Raw genomic sequence first — 18,494 nt, 5'->3', positions numbered from 1 at the left:
TGCAGCCGTCGATACCAGGTCGAGGTCAAGCTGCGTCTGGGCGTTTCCGTGTACGAGGGAACCCCGAGCAGCTCTTCAACAGGAACGATCATCGCCAAGAAAAATCGCCGCCCGCGACAGACTGTTGTGAATCGCCGGCCGGGTCGCACTGGGTAAAGGAAATCGCGTACGACGGTTTTCATGGTCGACCCAAACAACAAAGTCGCTCTCAAACTCCAGCCGATGCGCCAGCGAATGGCTCCAGCCAAACCCCAAGCCGATATCGATTTCGACGGCGCTCGAGCGATACAAACGGCTGAATTCAAACGGCAGCACACCATCTAGCACCGCGTCGGTCAGCGTCAGCAGTTCCTCACCGGTAACCATCGACACCGGGCAACCATTGGTGCAGGTCAGCGGCACGCAATCGGCGCTGTCGCCGTTGGGGTTTTTCGCCTGGTCGGGGGAGTCGTCGTGCGGTTCGTCTTTTTTCAGCGTGGTGTTACGCCTGGCATCCCAACGCAATTGCATCCGGCCTTTTTTCACCCCGGCAGCGATACCGCGAGCGGCGACGCTCTTGTAGCGGTCGACGTATTCAATGAAGGTGCTGACGATGCCGAACATGGCCTTGACCAAACGCTTCACCGCCGCGAGCAATTGCACGGCGCGGTCGGCCAGACGCAGGCTCAGATAGGCAATGCCCGCGCCACCACTGGCAAATGTCAGGACCACGCCGATCAGCACATCGATCAGCAACTGAACCATCATCATGGATGCGGCTTCAGCGGTTTTGCCGGCGATCTCACTGGGCGGCAACATTTCCAGCCAAAGGCTGGCCGTACGCAGCAGCAAACACAGCGCCGCTTCGTCACTGGCCAGCAACTGCAGCTTTTCCATCAGCTCCGGCGCCGTCGTGGCCAGCTCCATCAACTCGGTTGCGCCGCTGCCCAGTCGCTCAACAAACGCGCCGGGGTCGCGCAAGATGTCCGAGAGCAGACCGATGCTGTCCCAGACACCCTCGATCGCCGCCCAACTGCCGGCCAACAGGCCATTGCCGGCTGCCGTCGCCACGGACTGCGACCATTGCGGCTTGAAACCCTGCCATTCGCTGCGCAGCCAGCCGTCCAGTTCGCGGGTCACGCCGTCGTAGGCTTTGAAAAGATCGTCGAGCTGACCCGGCGTGACCTCGCTGTGCACCTGCACCCGGTAGAACTTGCCCGGCGTGCCTTTGAACGACCCCTTGCCTTGTGCGTCAAGGGTCACCGGCGTCGTTTCGCCACCGTCCATGGCGATCACATCGACTTGAATGTTGCCGAGCGCAATGTCGTAGACCGACTCGAACTTGCTCTCGATCTGCATCACCCCGCCCTGCGGACACTGCACGACCCCTGAGAAAAACTGGTCGTCGGCACTGCTGACGGTGGTGCTGTGTTCGCCGAAGCGAATGACTCGCTCCATGCCCATCAGCGATGGCAGATCCGCCGCATGGCTGACCGAGTCGGCCGTACGGTTGAGCCAATGCTCGAGTTGCTGGCGATAGAGACTGAGGGTGCCGGGAAAGCTGTCGAGTGCTTGCTCGATGCGGTTGATGGCGTCCATCAGCGCACGCGCAGGTGCGAAGTGGATGGGTTCAGCGGGTCAAACATGAGCGTTCCCTCGCGCAAAAAGTTAGGCGCGGGAACTGTGCGGGGGATCAATCGGGAAAGAAGTCAGGCAAGTAGGCGATGCCTGTAGGACTTGTCTGTAATAAATCGCTTACAGATAAACACGTTCGATTAAACGCAAACGTGGCGTGAGGAAAACCTCACGCCACGTTTATAGAACTGACAGAAATGGATTTATTGCGTTGAGTCGCCGCGGCTCAGTTCTTGCAGTTTGAGCCCGGCCAAAGGGTGCCCGGCCTTGGCCGCCATACCCCACCAGCGCGCAGCTTCGGCAGCGTCAGGCGCCTTGCTCGGTGTGCCGGCGAGGCTGATCACGCCGAGCTGATAAGCCGCTTTGCCATCACCACCGAGCGCTGCCAGACGCAACAAGCGAATGCCCTCTTCGCGCGCACCGAGGCCGACGCCACGAAAGGTCAGGATGTGCCCGTAGAAACTTTGCGCAGAGACATCGCCAAGGTTGGCCATGCGCGCAAACTGGCCTTCAAGCCAGTGCCAGCCACGCGGCTGACGCACCAGCCACGACCAATGAAACAGCCGGCGAGCCAGCCAGTAACCGGCCCGCGCCTTGAGGCGCAAGAACACTCAGGCCTCCGCCGATTCCGGGTACTCGTACTCAAAGACACGCACCACTTCCGAGGCATGCCAGGAGGCCGCGGCAACGCCATCGGACGGCCCGGAAAAACGCCCGAGTCGTTCGACGCATTCAAAAAAACCGGTGCGTGGCAAACGGCTTGCGCCCTGGCTGATCACCAGCGAACTGCGCAGCGGCTGTTCGGCCCTGGCGTCCAGCGCCGCCAGATGCTCAAGCGCGGCGGTCAGGGTTTGCATGGCCGGTGTCGGCAGTTGCAACCGCTCCAGCAAGGCCCGATAAGTCAGCAGATGGCGCTGACGTCGCGCCTGGTCCAGCTCCCCCAGCAATCCATCCCAATGTTGACGACTGATGCGTACGCTCACGATTCTTCTCTCCACCCTGGCACCGTCAGTTCCCAAGCCAGGCTGCGGCGAATCGCGGCGTCAGGCTGACGCTCGCCACTTTCGATCATGGCCAGATAAGACGGGCTGATGCCTACCGTGCGGGCCAGCGCCTCGATGGCGATGCCCTTCCCTTCGCGCAAACTGCGTAGCTGATCCAGACCCGGAAGAATCAGATCTGCCGTGGCTGCGAGCGGCGTGGCTGCCGGACGCGTCGGTGTCTCGTTGATGCCTGCTGCTTTTAGTAGAGCCTGATACTGAGCCCACGGCAAAACCGCGTATTCGGGTTCGCCATCGCGTGCAATGATCTGAATATCCATGACTACCCCGTAGGACAACAACACTTAGCGAGTCGGCACTTTTCCCTGGAAGTGTAATCCTAACAGCGGCCAAGGTCGCGGGGGGGGATTTATCTGAAGGCGGGGCTGCACAATTCAGGGCTTTTTCGGCCCTTGCAGTTGCAGTTGTTCGGGGGTATCCGGCAGGCGTTCGACCACCGCCAGTTTTTCCGGATGCTGACGGTTACGCCATTGGCGAAAGGCATCGAGTTCATCGCTGAGGGTTTTCATCAGCCAGGCAAGGACGGCGACGTCGTCGAGCATGCCGAACATGGGAATGAAATCCGGCACCGCATCCACCGGGCTGAGAAAGTACATCAAACCCGCCACCACCGAAATCAATGCTTTGCTGCTGATGGCCCGGTACTCGCCGCGCCAGTAGGCCAGACACAGTGACTGAAGCAGGCGCAGATCATCTTTGAGCTTGCCCAGACGATTGCCTTGCGCGGCCCCCTTGCTGGCCACCGCGAACAACAAGGTCGGCAAACGACCACGGGCCAGCAGACGGCCGGCCAAGGGCAGGAATCGAACGAAATTCCACGGCGCTTTCATCTATTCCTCCCACTGAAATGTTATCCACACAAATTGTGGATAACCTTGTGAACAGAGCTGCATTTAAGCGCTGAAAGCCCCGTTTCATAAGGGCTGCGCTCAGATCGGGCGTTTTTTACTCACACAAAAAACCCCAATATTTCATTGACTTGGCTGCTCAGGGCGGCTAGCACGCGCAGCCTCAATGGCTATGACTGTGCCAAGCGGCATCGGTTCGTTCTGTTTACCCTTGCCGGGGCCCAGATGCAACAACGCCCCGCATAAGCGAGGCGTTGTTGTTGAAGCTTTTACCAATTACTTGGCAGCGGCAGCTTCTTTGGCAGGATCCTTGATGGCCAGCAGTTCGAGGTCGAAGACCAGAACCGAGTTCGCCGGGATTGCCGGGCTTGGCGATTGTGCGCCGTAAGCCAGATCGCTAGGGATGTACAGTTTGTACTTCTCGCCAACGTGCATCAGTTGCAGACCTTCGACCCAACCCGGGATCACGCCGCTCACCGGCAGATCGATCGGGCTGCCGCGCTCGACGGAGCTGTCGAACACGGTGCCGTTGGTCAGCTTGCCGGTGTAGTGAACGGTCACTACGTCAGTTGGCTTGGGCTGCGGGCCATCGGCCTTCTTCACCACTTCATACTGCAGACCCGAGGCGGTAGTCGTCACGCCGGCCTTCTTGCCGTTTTCTTCGAGGAATTTCTTGCCGGCGGCTGCCGACTCTTCGCTCATCTTGGCCATGCGCTCTTCGGCACGCTTTTGCAGCGCAGCGAAGGCTTCGACCAGCTCTTCATCTTTCAGCTTCTGTTCTTTCTTGCCGACGGCATCTTCGATGCCCTGGGCTACCGCTTTGGAGTCCAGGTCATCCATGCCTTCCTGAGCCAGGCTTTTGCCCATGTTCAGGCCGATGCCGTAGGAAGCTTTCTGCGCCGGGGTTTTCAGCTCTACGCTGGTCTGCGAGTCACAACCCGCGAGTACCAGGCTAACCAGGGCTACCGCCGCCGCCAACCGATGCTGTTTCATGCTATTTCCTTGTTCATGCGCCGAATGGGCAATCGAGTAAAGCCGCGAGCTTATCAGGCCGCCACGACCAATGGCTACCGGCATGAGAGCAGCAAACTTGCGATAAGTTCAGGGACTGAAACGCATTGGGCGCACGCGAGGATGAAGCTTCTGTCATCTGCTTCCCAGAGCAACTGTTAAACCGGATCGCAGCATCTGGCGTAATGGCCACTTGCCGCATGGGGTTCAGCTCAGGCATAACAGCGCAATAAATTGACAAGGAAGTTTATCTTGCGCCTCTTATTCCGTGTGCTGACCCTGATCGTCGTACTGCTGGGCCTCGTTCTGGCCGTGGTGCTGTATTACGTCGCCAATCCGAAATTGCCTTTCTACACGCCCGCCGAGCAAGTGCATTACCTTGATCAGTGGAGCGAGCAGGACCGGCAAACCTATTACTTCACGCCACAGGGCACGCAGGTCAAAGGCCTGCGCTACGAATGGTTCCAGGCACTCGAGCTGCCCTTCTCGCAGCAGCGCTTCGCCTCGCCCGAGTACCTCGCACGCTTCGGCTTCCTGCTCGATCCACAGCAGAAAGCCACGCCGAACAATCCCGGCAACCTGCCGGTCGGTTTTGCTCGGCACCAGAATCCTGGCAGTGGCGAGCATTATCTGGACATTACCTGCGCCGCCTGCCACACCGGCGAACTGCGCTTCAAAGGTCAGGCGGTGCGGATCGACGGCGGCGCGGCACAGCACGTGCTGCCCTCCAGCGTTCCTACGCTGCGCGGTGGCAGTTTCGGACAGGCATTGGTAGCCAGTCTGACCTCGACTTACTACAACCCGTGGAAATTCGAACGTTTCGCCAGAAACGTATTGGGCGATGCCTATGATGCGGGCCAGCAACAGTTGCGCAAAGACTTCAAAACTTCGCTGGACACCTTCCTCAAGGTGGCCTGGAACGATACTCATCGCGGCCTCTATCCAACCGAAGAAGGCCCTGGACGCACCGACGCGTTCGGGCGGATCGCCAACGCCACGTTTGGCGATGCGATCTCCGCGAGCAACTATCGCGTGGCCGATGCGCCGGTGGATTACCCGCAACTGTGGGACATGTGGACGTTCGATTGGGTGCAATGGAACGGCTCGGCGCAACAGCCGATGGCGCGCAATATCGGCGAGGCGCTGGGCGTCGGCGCCACGCTGAATTTTTTCGACAGCAACGGCCAACCGCTGCAAGGCGATGCGCGCTACGCCTCCAGCGTGCGCGTGCGTGATCTGCACGCCATTGAAGAAACCTTGCAAAGACTCCGCCCGCCCGCCTGGCCAGAGGCACTGTTCGGTGCCATCGACAAGCCGCTGGCCGCGAAGGGCCGCGCACTGTTTACCGAAAATTGCGCCGGATGCCATGTGCCGCCGCAGACCAAGGAAGGCGAGCGCTGGGTGCAAAGTCTGCATATGTTGCCGGTCGCGGTGATCGGTACCGATCCCAACGCCGCCAACAACATTGCCAGTCACCGTTTCGACCTGAGCGCGTTGCAATGGGACCTGAAAGAGCTGCAAACGATGGACGTCAAACTGCACCCGACGCCCAAGGAACCGCTAGACCTCAGCCAGTTGTCAGTGGCCAAAGGATTGGCGTACGTCACCGCTTTTGTCGAGAACCGCGCCTATCGGGAAGCCAACGTCACGCCGCAAGAGAAACCGCAACTGGACGGTTTCGGCCTGCCGATCGGCGTACAGGAAAAAGTCGCCTACAAGGCGCGGCCATTGGCCGGGGTCTGGGCCACCGCGCCGTTTCTGCACAACGGTTCGGTGCCGAGCCTTTATCAGTTGCTGTCGCCGCAGGATGAGCGCGCCACCACCTTTTATAAGGGCAGCTTCGAATACGATCCGCGCCATCTGGGTTATCGCACCGAGGCCTTTACCAATGGCTTCCTGTTCGATACGCGCATCAGCGGCAACCACAACAGCGGTCATGAATTTCGTGCTGGCGAACGCGGCAACGGTGTGATTGGCCGGTTGTTGCAGCCGGAAGAACGTTGGGCCTTGCTGGAATACCTGAAAGTGCTCGGCGGCCCGCTGGAGGCGCAACTGCCATGATCTCGACCTTCAAGAAAGAACTGCCATTGTTGGCGCGGATCTGGCTGCGCATCGGCCGATGGCTCGGCAAACTGTTGCTGATCGTGCTCGCCATCGGCCTGCTCGGCTGGGCCATTGCCAGCGCCTGGTTCGCCTGGCAGTACCGCGGCCCGGTGTCGGCGCTCGAGCAGATTCCGCTCGGCGAAGCGGCGCTGACGCAAAGCGTGATCCAGACCGCCGTGCGTATCGTCGATCAGCATCGCGAACCGACGCGCTATCTGCGTGATGCGCACGCCAAGGCTCACGGTTGTGTAAAAGCGCAGGTGCAGGTTTTGCCGGATCTCGAGCAATCCCTGCGTCAAGGCGTGTTCAGAGAGCCGGGCAAAACCTGGCAGGCGCTGATCCGGCTGTCGAACGGCAATGCCTATCCGCAGTTCGACAGCATCCGCGACGCCCGCGGCATGGCGATCAAACTGCTCGATGTTCCGGGTAAACAGTTGCTCGGCAACCGCCAGGCTTCGCCGGAACAGGATTTCGTCATGTTCAGCCACCCGAATTTCTTTGTCAGCGATGTCGCCGAGTACCGGCAGAATGTCGCGGCGCAGGCCGATGGCAAAAAAGTCATGGCGTTCTTCCCTGCCTGGGACCCGCGCACCTGGCAGGTTCGCCATTTGTTTATCGCGCTGGCAACCTTGGCACCGCCACCGGACAGCCCGACCGAGACGACGTATTTTTCGGTATCGCCGTATAAATTTGGCGAGGCCAACGCAAAATTTCGCGTCGCGCCGGACCCGGACAATTGCCCGGCCTATACATTGCCGAAGCAAAACCATGATCTGCCGAATTTCCTGCGCAACGCCTTGACTCAACAATTGACGACTGATCGCGTGCCGGCCTGCTTCGTTCTGCAGATCCAGCGCCAGGATGCCAACAAGTTCATGCCGATCGAGGACACCAGTATTGAATGGCGCGAACAGGATTCACCCTTCGAAACCGTCGCCCGGATCACTTTGCCGCCGCAGGATTTCGACACCCCGGCGCTGAATCTGCAATGCGACAACCTGTCGTTCAACCCGTGGTTCGGCATTGAAGCGCATCGCCCGATCGGTGGCATCAACCGCCTGCGCAAAGCGGTGTACGAGGCCGTCAGCGACTATCGTCATCAACGCAACGGCGAGTGAGCAGCGCGCGCAGCGCTGAATTCGCAAACGCCAGACAGCAAAAAGCCCGCACAAGGCGGGCTTTCCGTGGCATCTGGCGTTCAGTGTTCCAGATGCCGAATATGGCGCAGCGGACGGGACTCGAACCCGCGACCCCCGGCGTGACAGGCCGGTATTCTAACCGACTGAACTACCGCTGCGCGAAACGCTTGAAACGAATGGTGGGTGATGACGGGATCGAACCGCCGACATTCTGCTTGTAAGGCAGACGCTCTCCCAGCTGAGCTAATCACCCTTCGCTTCGTTACGGGGCGCATTATGCCACAAATTTCCGTAATGTGTTGATTTAATTGAAGTTTTTTTCAAATAAATCCGAAAACCGGTGAAACCATGCATCCCGCGGGTACAACCTTGGGGCAGAAAAAAGCCCGCTTCAGCGGGCTTTTCCGTGGTGACCTGGCGTTCAGTGGTCCAGGTTACCGAATATGGCGCAGCGGACGGGACTCGAACCCGCGACCCCCGGCGTGACAGGCCGGTATTCTAACCGACTGAACTACCGCTGCGCTAAACACTTGAAACGAATGGTGGGTGATGACGGGATCGAACCGCCGACATTCTGCTTGTAAGGCAGACGCTCTCCCAGCTGAGCTAATCACCCTTCGCTTCGGTGTGGCGCGCATTCTACGGAGCGACCCCACCTCTGGCAAGCACTTTTTTAAATAATTTTCCGAGGCCTTCCAAAGGCTTAGAGAAGGGTTGGCCTATGCGACGGCGAAGACAATAATGCCCCCCTTTGTATAAAGGAGAGACTCACCCCATGTGGTTCAAGAACCTGCTTATCTATCGCCTGACCCAAGACCTGCCTGTCGATGCCGAGGCGCTGGAAACTGCACTGGCCACCAAACTGGCGCGTCCATGTGCAAGCCAGGAGTTGACCACCTACGGTTTCGTCGCGCCGTTCGGCAAAGGCGAAGACGCGCCACTGGTGCATGTCAGCGGTGACTTCCTGCTGATTGCTGCGCGTAAGGAAGAACGCATTCTGCCGGGCAGCGTCGTGCGTGACGCGGTCAAGGAAAAGGTCGAAGAGATCGAAGCCGAGCAGATGCGCAAGGTCTATAAAAAGGAACGCGACCAGATCAAGGATGAAATCATCCAGGCCTTCCTGCCGCGCGCCTTCATTCGTCGCTCGTCGACCTTTGCTGCCGTCGCGCCGAAACAGGGGCTGATCCTGGTCAACTCGGCCAGCCCGAAACGCGCCGAAGACTTGTTGTCGACCCTGCGTGAAGTGATCGGCACCCTGCCCGTGCGTCCGTTGACCGTGAAAATGGCACCGACCGCCGTGATGACCGATTGGGTCACCACGCAAAAAGCTGCCGACGACTTCTATGTACTGGACGAGTGCGAACTGCGCGACACCCACGAAGACGGTGGCATCGTGCGCTGCAAGCGTCAGGACCTGACCAGCGAAGAGATCCAGCTGCACCTGAGCACCGGCAAAGTGGTCACCCAGTTGTCGCTGGCCTGGCAGGAAAAGTTGTCGTTCATGCTCGACGACAAGATGACCGTCAAGCGCCTGAAGTTCGAGGACTTGCTGCAGGATCAGGCGGAACAGGACGGCGGCGACGAAGCCCTCGGCCAACTGGACGCGAGCTTCACCCTGATGATGCTGACCTTCGGCGACTTCCTGCCGGCACTGGTGGAAGCGCTGGGCGGGGAAGAGACTCCGCAGGGGATCTAAAAACAACCTGTTCCCATTGAAGGAACCGGTTCAAATGTGGGAGCTGGCTTGCCAGCGATAGCGGTGTTACAGATGGCTTACAGGGAGTCTGACACGCCGCCATCGCTGGCAAGCCAGCTCCCACAATGTTATGTGGTGTAACCTAAAATAAGGAACAGGCCATGCGCGCACTGGCTGCACTCAGCCGTTTTGTCGGCAATACCTTCGCTTACTGGGTACTGATTTTCGCCGTGATCGCGTTTCTGCAGCCGGCGTGGTTCCTCGGCCTGAAAAGCGCCATCGTGCCGCTGCTGGGGCTGGTAATGTTCGGCATGGGCCTGACCCTCAAACTTGACGACTTCGCTGCCGTTGCTCGCCATCCCTGGCGCGTGGCGTTGGGCGTGGTTGCGCATTTCGTGATCATGCCCGGTGTGGCGTGGTTGCTCTGCCAGGTGTTTCATCTGCCACCGGAAATCGCCGTCGGCGTGATCCTGGTCGGTTGCTGCCCAAGCGGCACGTCGTCCAATGTGATGACCTGGCTGGCGCGCGGTGATCTGGCGTTGTCGGTGGCCATCGCCGCCGTCACCACCCTCCTCGCCCCACTGTTGACCCCGGCGCTGATCTGGCTGCTGGCTTCGGCGTGGCTGCCGGTGTCGTTCATGGAGCTGTTCTGGTCGATCCTGCAAGTGGTGCTGCTGCCGATCGTGCTTGGCGTGGTGGCCCAGCGCGTATTGGGGGACAAGGTTCGCCATGCGGTCGACGTGCTGCCACTGGTCTCGGTGGTCAGCATCGTGATCATCGTCACGGCGGTGGTCGCGGCCAGTCAGGCAAAAATCGCCGAGTCGGGCCTGCTGATCATGGCGGTAGTGATGCTGCACAACAGCTTCGGTTACCTGCTCGGCTACTTCACCGGGCGCCTGTTCAAATTGCCATTGGCGCAGCGCAAGTCGCTGGCGCTGGAAGTCGGCATGCAGAATTCGGGGCTCGGCGCCGCGCTGGCCAGCGCGCACTTTTCGCCATTGGCGGCAGTGCCGAGTGCATTGTTCAGCGTCTGGCACAATATTTCCGGGGCACTGCTGTCGACATACTTCCGCCGGATGAGTGAAAAGGCAGATCGCCAGACGGCGGCGCAACAAGCGGCCGACTGAAGACCCAAACTTGATCCCCGGGTTAATGCTCGGCAGACTGTTGCGCAACGCGGGGACGACCCTGCGGCTCGCTCGAGTCATTAATCTGGGGACGACCCCGTCAATCGATGGAGGTCTCGCATGTCCTGGATCATTCTGTTTTTCGCCGGCCTGTTCGAGGTTGGCTGGGCTGTCGGCCTGAAATACACCGACGGCTTCACCCGCCCGCTACCCACCGTACTGACCATTGCAGCCATGGCCGTGAGCCTTGGCCTGCTGGGGTTGGCGGTAAAGGATTTGCCGTTGGGTACGGCCTATGCGATCTGGACCGGTGTCGGTGCGGTCGGCACGGTGATCGCCGGGATCATACTGTTTGGCGAATCGATGGCGTTGATTCGGCTGGCGAGTGTGGCGTTGATCATTACCGGGTTGATTGGCCTTAAGGTCAGCGCTTAAGCCACCGGCCCCATCGCTGGCAAGCCAGCTCCCACAAGATTGGTGTACACCATCGAACCTGTGGGAGCTGGCTTGCCAGCGATGAGGGCCGTCCAGTCAACGCCTATCTAACAGATCCGCGCAACTCCCCGACCAACACCTGCAACTTCGCCGGCTCCGCCCCTTCGGTAATCGCCGAACCCGCCACCAGCGTCACCCGCGACCACAACCGGCGAAAAAAGCCCTTGCTCGGATCGCGACTGAAAAAACTCCCCCACAACCCCTGCAACGCCAACGGAATCACCGGCACTGGTGTCTCTTCGAGAATCCGCGTCAGCCCGCCGCGAAACTCGTTGATTTCGCCATCGGCGGTCAACTTGCCTTCCGGGAAGATGCACACCAACTCGCCATCCTTCAGATATTGCGCAATACGGCTGAAGGCCTTTTCGTAGATTTGAATGTCTTCCTGGCGCCCCGCAATAGGAATCGCGCCCGCGGTGCGGAAGATAAAGTTCAGCACCGGCAGGTTGTAGATCTTGTAGTACATGACAAAACGAATCGGCCTGCGCACCGCGCCGCCGATCAGCAAGGCATCGACAAACGATACGTGGTTGCACACCAGCAATGCCGCGCCTTCATCGGGAATCGCTTCAAGGTTGCGGTGCTCGACGCGGTACATGGAATGGCTGAGCAGCCAGATCATGAAACGCATGCTGAATTCGGGCACGATCTTGAAGATGTAGGCGTTGACGCCGATGTTCAGCAGCGACACGACCAAGAACAGCTGCGGGATCGACAGCTTGGCCACGCTCAACAAAACGATCGAAACAATCGCCGAAACCACCATGAACAGCGCGTTGAGTATGTTGTTCGCGGCAATCACCCGCGCCCGCTCGTTCTCGGCGGTGCGCGACTGAATCAGCGCGTAGAGCGGCACGATATAGAAGCCGCCGAATATACCGAGGCCAAGAATGTCGATCAGCACCGCCCAGGTGTGAACGAAGCCCAGCACTTCAATCCAGCTATGGCCGTTGACGCTGTCGGGAATCCCGCCGGAATGCCACCACAACAGCAGGCCGAACACCGTCAGGCCGAACGAGCCGAACGGCACCAGACCGATTTCGACCTTGCGCCCGGACAGCTTCTCGCAAAGCATTGAACCCAGTGCAATGCCCACCGAAAACACAGTGAGGATCAGGGTGACCACGGTCTCATCGCCGTGCATCCACTCCTTGGCGTAGGCCGGAATCTGCGTCAGGTAAATCGCCCCGACAAACCAGAACCACGAGTTACCGACAATCGAGCGCGACACGGCGGGCGTCTGGCCCAGACCGAGTTTCAACGTCGCCCAGGATTGGCTGAAAATGTTCCAGTTCAAACGCATTTCAGGGGTGGACGCAGCAGCGCGGGGAATACTGCGGCTGGCCAGATAACCCAGCACGGCAATGCCGACGATGGCGGCAGAGACCACCGGCGCATAGTGCTCTGACGACATCATGATCCCGGCACCAATCGTCCCGGCGAGAATCGCCAGAAACGTACCCATTTCCACCAGGCCATTGCCACCGACCAACTCATCATCACGCAGCGCCTGCGGCAGGATCGAGTATTTGACTGGTCCGAACAGCGCCGAATGAGTGCCCATGGCGAACAGCGCCACCAGCATCAGCGACAAATGATCGAAAAGAAAACCGACCGATCCGACGGCCATGATCGCGATTTCCGCGAGTTTGATCAGACGGATCAGTGCGTCCTTGGCGAACTTTTCGCCAAACTGCCCCGCCAGTGCCGAGAACAGGAAAAACGGCAGGATAAACAACAGCGCACACAGGTTGACCCAGATCGATCGGTCACCCTCGATGGTCAGCCGGTAGAGGATCGCGAGAATCAACGACTGTTTGAACACGTTGTCGTTGAACGCACCGAGTGACTGCGTAATGAAAAACGGCAGGAAGCGCCGGGTGCGCAGCAGGTTGAACTGTGAGGGGTGACTCATCTTCCGTGTTTCCCTGATGTTTAAGGTAGCGAGGCCTGGATACTGCTTATTGGAATCTCGAACCGCGTTTCAGGCCACACCTTACCTAAACTTTTCAGGTTATTGCTTCAAACCTGCGATGCAAGGCGAGACAAACAGCTCGCCACGCCAGGCACCCTGGACGGTGCGCTTGCCGACGATCAGCCACATCAGCGCCAGCAACATCACCAGCGCCGTGCCGACGACGCTGAAAAATGCCAGGTTCAGGGTGCTCGCCAGTTTCAGGGTGGCCAACGAATACACGCCCAGCGGGAACGTAAACCCCCACCAGCCGAGGTTGAACGGGATGCCATCGCGCAGGTAGCGCACGGTGATCAACAGCGCCATCAGCATCCACCAAAGTCCGAAGCCCCACAGCGTGATACCGGCGACCAGCCCGAGCCCGGCAGCGATCTCACCGATGCCCGGCAAACCGTTGGCGGCGAAAATCAGCGGCGCATCGCCGCCCAGCAGCAACATGCCCAGCGCGCCGGTGCCGATCGGCCCGAGCGCCAGCCAGCTTGACGCGGCCATGTTTTCGTGGGGCAGTTTATGCAGCGCCATGCGCAGCAGCAGAATGGTCAGAATGCTGAACGCCACGGGTAGGGAAAATGCCCAGAGGACGTAGCTTGTGGTCAGCACCACCAGTTGCGCATGAGCATCGGTGAGGTGCGGCGCAAGCAGGCCACCACTGGCCGCGGCCACTTCTGCTGCCACTACCGGCAACAGCCAGACGGCGGTCATCTGATCAATACTGTGTTCCTGACGGGTGAACATCATGTAGGGAATCAATACGCCGCAAGCGAGCGACATTGCCACGTCAATCCACCACAGCACTTCGGCCAGATCAATCACGCCCTCGCCCCAGCGCGGCAGACCAAAGACGAGAAAGCCATTGATGATCGTCGCCAGCCCCATCGGGATCGTGCCGAAGAACATCGACACGGTGGAGTGGCCGAAAATCCGCCGGGCTTCGTCGAAAAACAGGATCCAGCGTGCGGCGTAGGCAACGGTAAACAGCGTGAACAACAGAATGTTGAACAACCACAGCGCTTCAGCCACGGCGCGCAGGCCGGGGACGGCAAACGGTAGTTGCGCCAGCGCCAACGCCAGTACACCGGTGCCCATGGTTGCGGCGAACCAGTTGGGAGTGAACTGACGAATCACTTCACGCGGGTGCTGAAGCTGGCTGAACGGCTTGAGGCCGGGTTTGGCGGTTTGTGGGCAAATCATCATGAACTCCTGTCCTCTGGTGAGGTTGAGTTCATGGTAGAACCGAATCGAATATCTATATAACGGGTAATATCTCTAACTGTTATCTGTTTTTCCGATATGGGTCAAACGCTGCCTTCGTTTTCGATCACCAGAATCCGCGCCTCGCCTTGCGGATGGGCGACATGCTCGGTGCCCACGGAGGCGTAGAAGATGTCACCGACGGCGAGCTGCACCTGTTTTTCTTCGCCCTGTTCGCGGTAATGCATCGTCACTTGACCATCGAGCACTACGAACACTTCCTCGCCATCGTTGACGTGCCACTTGTATGGTTGATCAGTCCAGTGCAGGCGCGTGGTGATGCCGTTCATGCTGGCAATGTCCAGCGCGCCCCAGGCGCGGTCGGCGGTGAAGGCTTTGCTGCGAATAATCTTCATGATCGGTCCGTGAGAAGAATGGTCAAGGCAGGCTAACCGAAAGCCGGGCGATTAGGGAGCGTTGCACATATGGGCAACTGCCGGCGCAGGTTAACGGCTGCGACACCCCGCCACGCCACGACCATGGTCGACACTGACTAACCGCCGCGCGCATGCCAGACTGTCCGCCCGGGCAGGAGTGCCGGGGAGTCTTTTGTCGGGAGTGTTGCATGTCGTTGTCCACCGGGCTGATCGCCGCCGTCGCCCTGGCCTATATGGCCATCATGTTCGCCATCGCCTTTTACGGCGACCGTCGCAGCACGCCGTTGCCGCCGCGTGTGCGTGCCTGGGTGTACAGCCTGTCGCTGGCGGTTTACTGCACGAGCTGGACGTTTTTCGGCGCGGTCGGTCAGGCGGCGGAACAACTATGGTCATTCCTGCCGATCTACCTCGGGCCGATCCTGTTGCTGGTCGGCGCGCCGTGGGTCCTGCAAAAAATGGTGATGATCAGCAAACAGGAGAACATCACCTCCATCGCTGACTTCATCGCCGCGCGCTACGGCAAATCGCAATCGCTGGCGGTGGTCGTCGCGTTGATCTGTCTGGTCGGCGTGCTGCCTTATATTGCCCTGCAACTCAAAGGCATTGTTCTCGGCGTGAACCTGTTGATCGGCGCCGGCGCCGACGCAATGGGCACACGCGCTCAGGACACCGCGTTGATCGTGTCGCTGGTGCTGGCGCTGTTCACCATTGTCTTCGGTACGCGCAACCTCGATGCCACCGAGCACCACCGCGGCATGGTGCTGGCGATTGCCTTCGAATCGCTGGTGAAGCTGTTCGCGTTTCTCGCGGTCGGCGCCTTCGTCACGTATGGCCTGTACGACGGTTTCGATGACCTTTTCAATCAAGCGATGCTCGCGCCGCGCCTCGAGCAATACTGGAAAGAGACGATCAACTGGCCGTCGATGGTGGTGCAGACCGGCGTGGCGATGATGGCGATCATCTGCCTGCCGCGGCAGTTCCACGTCACCGTGGTGGAAAACATCGATCCGCAAGATTTGCGCCTGGCCAAATGGGTGTTTCCGGCCTACCTCGCCCTCGCTGCGCTGTTTGTAGTCCCGATCGCTCTGGCCGGTCAGATGATGCTGCCCAGTGACGTGCTGCCCGACTCCTTCGTGATCAGCCTGCCATTGGCCCAGGCGCATCCGGCGCTGGCGATGCTGGCGTTTATCGGCGGCGCGTCGGCGGCCACCGGCATGGTGATCGTCGCCAGCGTAGCGCTGTCGACCATGGTCTCCAACGACATGCTCCTGCCGTGGCTGCTGCGACGCAACAATGCCGAGCGGCCGTTCGAGGTGTTCCGTCAGTGGATGCTGTCGGTGCGCCGCGTGAGCATCGTGGTCATTCTGTTGCTGGCCTACGTCAGCTACCGCTTGCTCGGCTCCACCGCAAGCCTGGCAACCATCGGTCAGATCGCTTTCGCCGCAGTGACGCAACTGGCCCCGGCCATGCTCGGCGCGCTGTACTGGAAGCAGGCCAACCGCCGCGGCGTGTTTGCCGGCCTCGCCGCGGGCACATTCCTCTGGTTCTACACGCTGGTCCTGCCGATTGCCGCGCACAGTCTCGGTTGGTCGCTGAACAGTTTTCCGGGGCTGGCATGGCTGCACAGCAACCCGCTGAACCTGCCGATCAGCCCACTGACCCAGGGCGTGGTGCTGTCGCTGGCCGGCAACTTCACCCTGTTTGCCTGGGTCTCGGTGCTGTCGCGCACGCGAGTGTCGGAACACTGGCAGGCCGGACGTTTCATCGGTCAGGAGATCAGCGCACGGCCAAGTGCGCGCTCGATGCTGGCGGTGCAGATCGACGATCTGCTGCAACTGGCCGCGCGCTTCGTCGGTGAAGAACGTGCGCGGCAGAGCTTTATTCGTTTTGCCTACCGCCAAGGCAAAGGCTTTAACCCGAACCAGAATGCCGACAGTGAATGGATCGCCCACACCGAGCGTTTGCTCGCCGGTGTACTCGGCGCTTCTTCAACGCGCGCGGTGGTAAAAGCTGCCATCGAAGGTCGGGAGATGCAGTTGGAGGACGTCGTGCGCATCGCTGACGAAGCCTCCGAAGTGCTTCAATTCAACCGTGCCCTGCTGCAAGGCGCGATTGAAAACATCACCCAGGGCATCAGCGTGGTCGACCAGTCGCTGAAACTGGTGGCGTGGAATCGCCGCTATCTGGAGCTGTTCAATTACCCCGACGGCTTGATCAGCGTCGGCCGGCCGATTGCCGACATCATTCGCTACAACGCTGAGCGCGGTTTGTGTGGCCCCGGCGAAGCGGAAGTCCACGTTGCGCGGCGCCTGCACTGGATGCGTCAGGGCCGCGCGCACACTTCCGAGCGGCTGTTCCCCAACGGCCGGGTGATCGAGTTGATCGGCAATCCGATGCCCGGCGGCGGCTTCGTCATGAGTTTCACCGACATTACCGCGTTCCGCGAAGCCGAACAGGCGCTGACCGAGGCCAACGAAGGGCTGGAGCAACGGGTCAGCGAACGTACCCAGGAATTGTCGCAGCTCAACCTTGCGCTGACGGCGGCCAAAGGCACCGCCGAAGCGGCCAGCCAGTCGAAAACCCGCTTTCTGGCGGCGGTCAGTCATGACCTGATGCAACCGCTCAATGCCGCCCGGCTGTTTTCCGCCGCTCTCTCCCATCAAAGCGAAGGCTTGAGCAGCGACGCGCAAAAACTGGTGCAGCATCTCGACAGCTCGTTGCGTTCGGCCGAAGACCTGATCAGCGATCTGCTGGATATTTCCCGACTGGAAAACGGCAAGATCAACCCCGATCGCAAGCCCTTTGCGCTCAACGAACTGTTCGACATTCTCGGCGCCGAGTTCAAGGCCCTGGCGCAGGAACAGGGGCTGACCTTCCGCGTGCGCGGCAGTCATTTGCGCATCGACAGCGACATCAAGTTGCTGCGGCGGATTCTGCAGAATTTCCTCACCAACGCGTTCCGCTACGCCAAAGGCCCGGTATTGCTCGGCGCGCGCCGACGCGGCGGTGAACTGTGTCTGGAAGTCTGGGATCGCGGGCCAGGCATTCCCGAGGATAAACAGCAGGTGATATTCGAGGAATTCAAACGCCTCGACAGCCACCAGACCCGCGCCGAAAAAGGCCTCGGCCTCGGCCTGGCAATCGCCGACGGTCTATGCCGCGTGCTCGGCCATACCCTGCGCGTGCGTTCATGGCCGGGGCGCGGCAGCGTATTCAGCGTCAGCGTACCGCTCGCGAGTTCACAAACCGCGCCGGCCAGTGCCACCGCCGAAATCAATGGCAAATTGCTCAGCGGCGCGCAGGTGCTGTGCATCGACAATGAAGACAGCATCCTGATCGGCATGAACAGCCTGTTGAGCCGCTGGGGCTGCCAGGTCTGGACCGCGCGCAATCGCGAGGAATGTGCGGCGCTGCTCAGCGAAGGCATCCGCCCGCAACTGGCGCTGGTCGACTATCACCTCGACCACGGCGACACCGGCACCGAACTGATGGCATGGCTGCGCACGCGCCTGGGCGAACCGGTGCCGGGGGTCGTGATCAGCGCTGACGGACGCCCGGAAATGGTTGCCCAAGTGCATGCCGCGGGCCTGGATTACCTGGCCAAACCGGTGAAACCGGCAGCGTTGCGGGCATTGTTGAGCCGGTATTTGCCGTTGTAGGGGGTGACCTCAAAGAGAAAATCAAAAGCCCCTCTCCCTAGCCCTCTCCCTGTATGTACCGGACACATGGTAGACACATGTTCGGAGACATGGTGGACACTTTTAAATAGACACATTGCTCATCGCGAAGGAGATGGC

Annotated in this window: 14 protein-coding genes, 4 tRNA genes and 1 pseudogene; 6 read left to right on the top strand and 13 right to left on the bottom strand. The window is 60.1% G+C overall.

Annotation, left to right across the window (positions count from 1 at the left end; all coding sequences use genetic code 11):
* Positions 1–87 precede the first annotated feature (87 nt).
* The 6 genes and pseudogenes from ACYYKW_RS24705 to ACYYKW_RS24680 form a co-directional block, all read right to left on the bottom strand.
* Positions 88–1,578, bottom strand: a pseudogene (locus ACYYKW_RS24705) (DUF6531 domain-containing protein); the annotation flags it as partial.
* Between the two features lie 239 nt (positions 1,579–1,817).
* Complete coding sequence (locus ACYYKW_RS24700; protein WP_093103252.1) at positions 1,818–2,225, bottom strand: SEL1-like repeat protein; 408 nt, start codon at positions 2,223–2,225, stop codon at positions 1,818–1,820.
* A complete protein-coding gene (locus tag ACYYKW_RS24695; protein ID WP_007898892.1) occupies positions 2,226–2,597 on the bottom strand; it encodes a hypothetical protein in 372 nt (123 codons plus the stop codon).
* Positions 2,594–2,935, bottom strand: a complete 342-nt coding sequence (locus ACYYKW_RS24690) for a helix-turn-helix domain-containing protein (protein WP_464991417.1) — start codon at positions 2,933–2,935, stop codon at positions 2,594–2,596. Before ACYYKW_RS24690 ends, ACYYKW_RS24695 begins: the two co-directional genes overlap by 4 nt.
* Positions 2,936–3,049: 114 nt before the next feature.
* Positions 3,050–3,505, bottom strand: coding sequence for a YkvA family protein (locus tag ACYYKW_RS24685; protein WP_258449951.1), 456 nt, complete (start codon positions 3,503–3,505; stop codon positions 3,050–3,052).
* 294 nt (positions 3,506–3,799) lie between these two features.
* Complete coding sequence (locus ACYYKW_RS24680; protein WP_007919751.1) at positions 3,800–4,516, bottom strand: FKBP-type peptidyl-prolyl cis-trans isomerase; 717 nt, start codon at positions 4,514–4,516, stop codon at positions 3,800–3,802.
* A gap of 270 nt (positions 4,517–4,786) precedes the next feature.
* On the opposite strand from ACYYKW_RS24680, the gene ACYYKW_RS24675 reads away from it, so the two are divergent.
* Complete coding sequence (locus ACYYKW_RS24675; RefSeq protein ID WP_464991416.1) at positions 4,787–6,595, top strand: di-heme-cytochrome C peroxidase; 1,809 nt, start codon at positions 4,787–4,789, stop codon at positions 6,593–6,595.
* A 26-nt stretch (positions 6,596–6,621) separates the two neighbouring features.
* Positions 6,622–7,755 (top strand): catalase family protein, encoded by a 1,134-nt coding sequence (locus ACYYKW_RS24670; RefSeq protein WP_464991418.1) that lies wholly within the window; start codon positions 6,622–6,624, stop codon positions 7,753–7,755.
* A 102-nt stretch (positions 7,756–7,857) separates the two neighbouring features.
* On the opposite strand, the gene ACYYKW_RS24665 is transcribed toward ACYYKW_RS24670, so the two are convergent.
* From ACYYKW_RS24665 to ACYYKW_RS24650, 4 genes are all read right to left on the bottom strand, one after another.
* Positions 7,858–7,934 (bottom strand) — tRNA-Asp (locus ACYYKW_RS24665).
* Between the two features lie 19 nt (positions 7,935–7,953).
* Positions 7,954–8,029 (bottom strand) — tRNA-Val (locus ACYYKW_RS24660).
* 191 nt (positions 8,030–8,220) lie between these two features.
* A tRNA-Asp gene (locus tag ACYYKW_RS24655) sits at positions 8,221–8,297 on the bottom strand.
* 19 nt (positions 8,298–8,316) lie between these two features.
* Positions 8,317–8,392: transfer RNA gene (locus ACYYKW_RS24650), tRNA-Val, on the bottom strand.
* A gap of 159 nt (positions 8,393–8,551) precedes the next feature.
* On the opposite strand from ACYYKW_RS24650, the gene rdgC reads away from it, so the two are divergent.
* The 3 genes from rdgC (at position 8,552) to sugE (ending at position 11,034) form a co-directional block, all read left to right on the top strand.
* Entirely contained in the window at positions 8,552–9,472 is a 921-nt protein-coding gene (rdgC, locus tag ACYYKW_RS24645; RefSeq protein ID WP_464991415.1) for a recombination-associated protein RdgC, read from the top strand.
* A gap of 161 nt (positions 9,473–9,633) precedes the next feature.
* Positions 9,634–10,599: a bile acid:sodium symporter family protein gene (locus tag ACYYKW_RS24640; RefSeq protein WP_203421298.1), complete on the top strand. Its 966-nt coding sequence runs from the start codon at positions 9,634–9,636 to the stop codon at positions 10,597–10,599.
* A 120-nt stretch (positions 10,600–10,719) separates the two neighbouring features.
* Entirely contained in the window at positions 10,720–11,034 is a 315-nt protein-coding gene (sugE, locus tag ACYYKW_RS24635; RefSeq protein WP_093103267.1) for a quaternary ammonium compound efflux SMR transporter SugE, read from the top strand.
* Positions 11,035–11,137: 103 nt separating this feature from the next.
* Here sugE and ACYYKW_RS24630 read toward each other — a convergent pair whose 3' ends face one another.
* The 3 genes from ACYYKW_RS24630 to ACYYKW_RS24620 form a co-directional block, all read right to left on the bottom strand.
* Positions 11,138–13,009, bottom strand: a complete 1,872-nt coding sequence (locus tag ACYYKW_RS24630) for an MFS transporter (protein ID WP_464991414.1) — start codon at positions 13,007–13,009, stop codon at positions 11,138–11,140.
* A gap of 99 nt (positions 13,010–13,108) precedes the next feature.
* Positions 13,109–14,260, bottom strand: a complete 1,152-nt coding sequence (locus ACYYKW_RS24625) for a TDT family transporter (RefSeq protein ID WP_093103273.1) — start codon at positions 14,258–14,260, stop codon at positions 13,109–13,111.
* A 104-nt stretch (positions 14,261–14,364) separates the two neighbouring features.
* Entirely contained in the window at positions 14,365–14,676 is a 312-nt protein-coding gene (locus ACYYKW_RS24620) for a cupin domain-containing protein (protein ID WP_090282457.1), read from the bottom strand.
* Positions 14,677–14,885: 209 nt separating this feature from the next.
* Here ACYYKW_RS24620 and ACYYKW_RS24615 point away from each other — a divergent pair, with 209 nt between their 5' ends.
* A complete protein-coding gene (locus tag ACYYKW_RS24615; RefSeq protein WP_464991413.1) occupies positions 14,886–18,356 on the top strand; it encodes a hybrid sensor histidine kinase/response regulator in 3,471 nt (1,156 codons plus the stop codon).
* Positions 18,357–18,494: the final 138 nt, after the last annotated feature.

The organism is Pseudomonas sp. 15C (genome assembly GCF_055484735.1).
The sequence above is the reverse complement of the archived record's forward strand: the minus strand, read 5'-3'. Positions and strand labels throughout refer to the sequence as shown.

Bases quoted from the DNA above. Each gene is read 5' to 3' on its own strand.
- ACYYKW_RS24685 (WP_258449951.1), bottom strand. From the start codon at position 3,505: ATGAAAGCGCCGTGGAATTTCGTTCGATTCCTGCCCTTGGCCGGCCGT.
- rdgC (WP_464991415.1), top strand. From the start codon at position 8,552: ATGTGGTTCAAGAACCTGCTTATCTATCGCCTGACCCAAGACCTGCCT.
- ACYYKW_RS24640 (WP_203421298.1), top strand. From the start codon at position 9,634: ATGCGCGCACTGGCTGCACTCAGCCGTTTTGTCGGCAATACCTTCGCT.
- sugE (WP_093103267.1), top strand. From the start codon at position 10,720: ATGTCCTGGATCATTCTGTTTTTCGCCGGCCTGTTCGAGGTTGGCTGG.
- ACYYKW_RS24615 (WP_464991413.1), top strand. From the start codon at position 14,886: ATGTCGTTGTCCACCGGGCTGATCGCCGCCGTCGCCCTGGCCTATATG.
- ACYYKW_RS24680 (WP_007919751.1), bottom strand. From the start codon at position 4,516: ATGAAACAGCATCGGTTGGCGGCGGCGGTAGCCCTGGTTAGCCTGGTA.
- ACYYKW_RS24630 (WP_464991414.1), bottom strand. From the start codon at position 13,009: ATGAGTCACCCCTCACAGTTCAACCTGCTGCGCACCCGGCGCTTCCTG.
- ACYYKW_RS24620 (WP_090282457.1), bottom strand. From the start codon at position 14,676: ATGAAGATTATTCGCAGCAAAGCCTTCACCGCCGACCGCGCCTGGGGC.
- ACYYKW_RS24690 (WP_464991417.1), bottom strand. From the start codon at position 2,935: ATGGATATTCAGATCATTGCACGCGATGGCGAACCCGAATACGCGGTT.
- ACYYKW_RS24625 (WP_093103273.1), bottom strand. From the start codon at position 14,260: ATGATTTGCCCACAAACCGCCAAACCCGGCCTCAAGCCGTTCAGCCAG.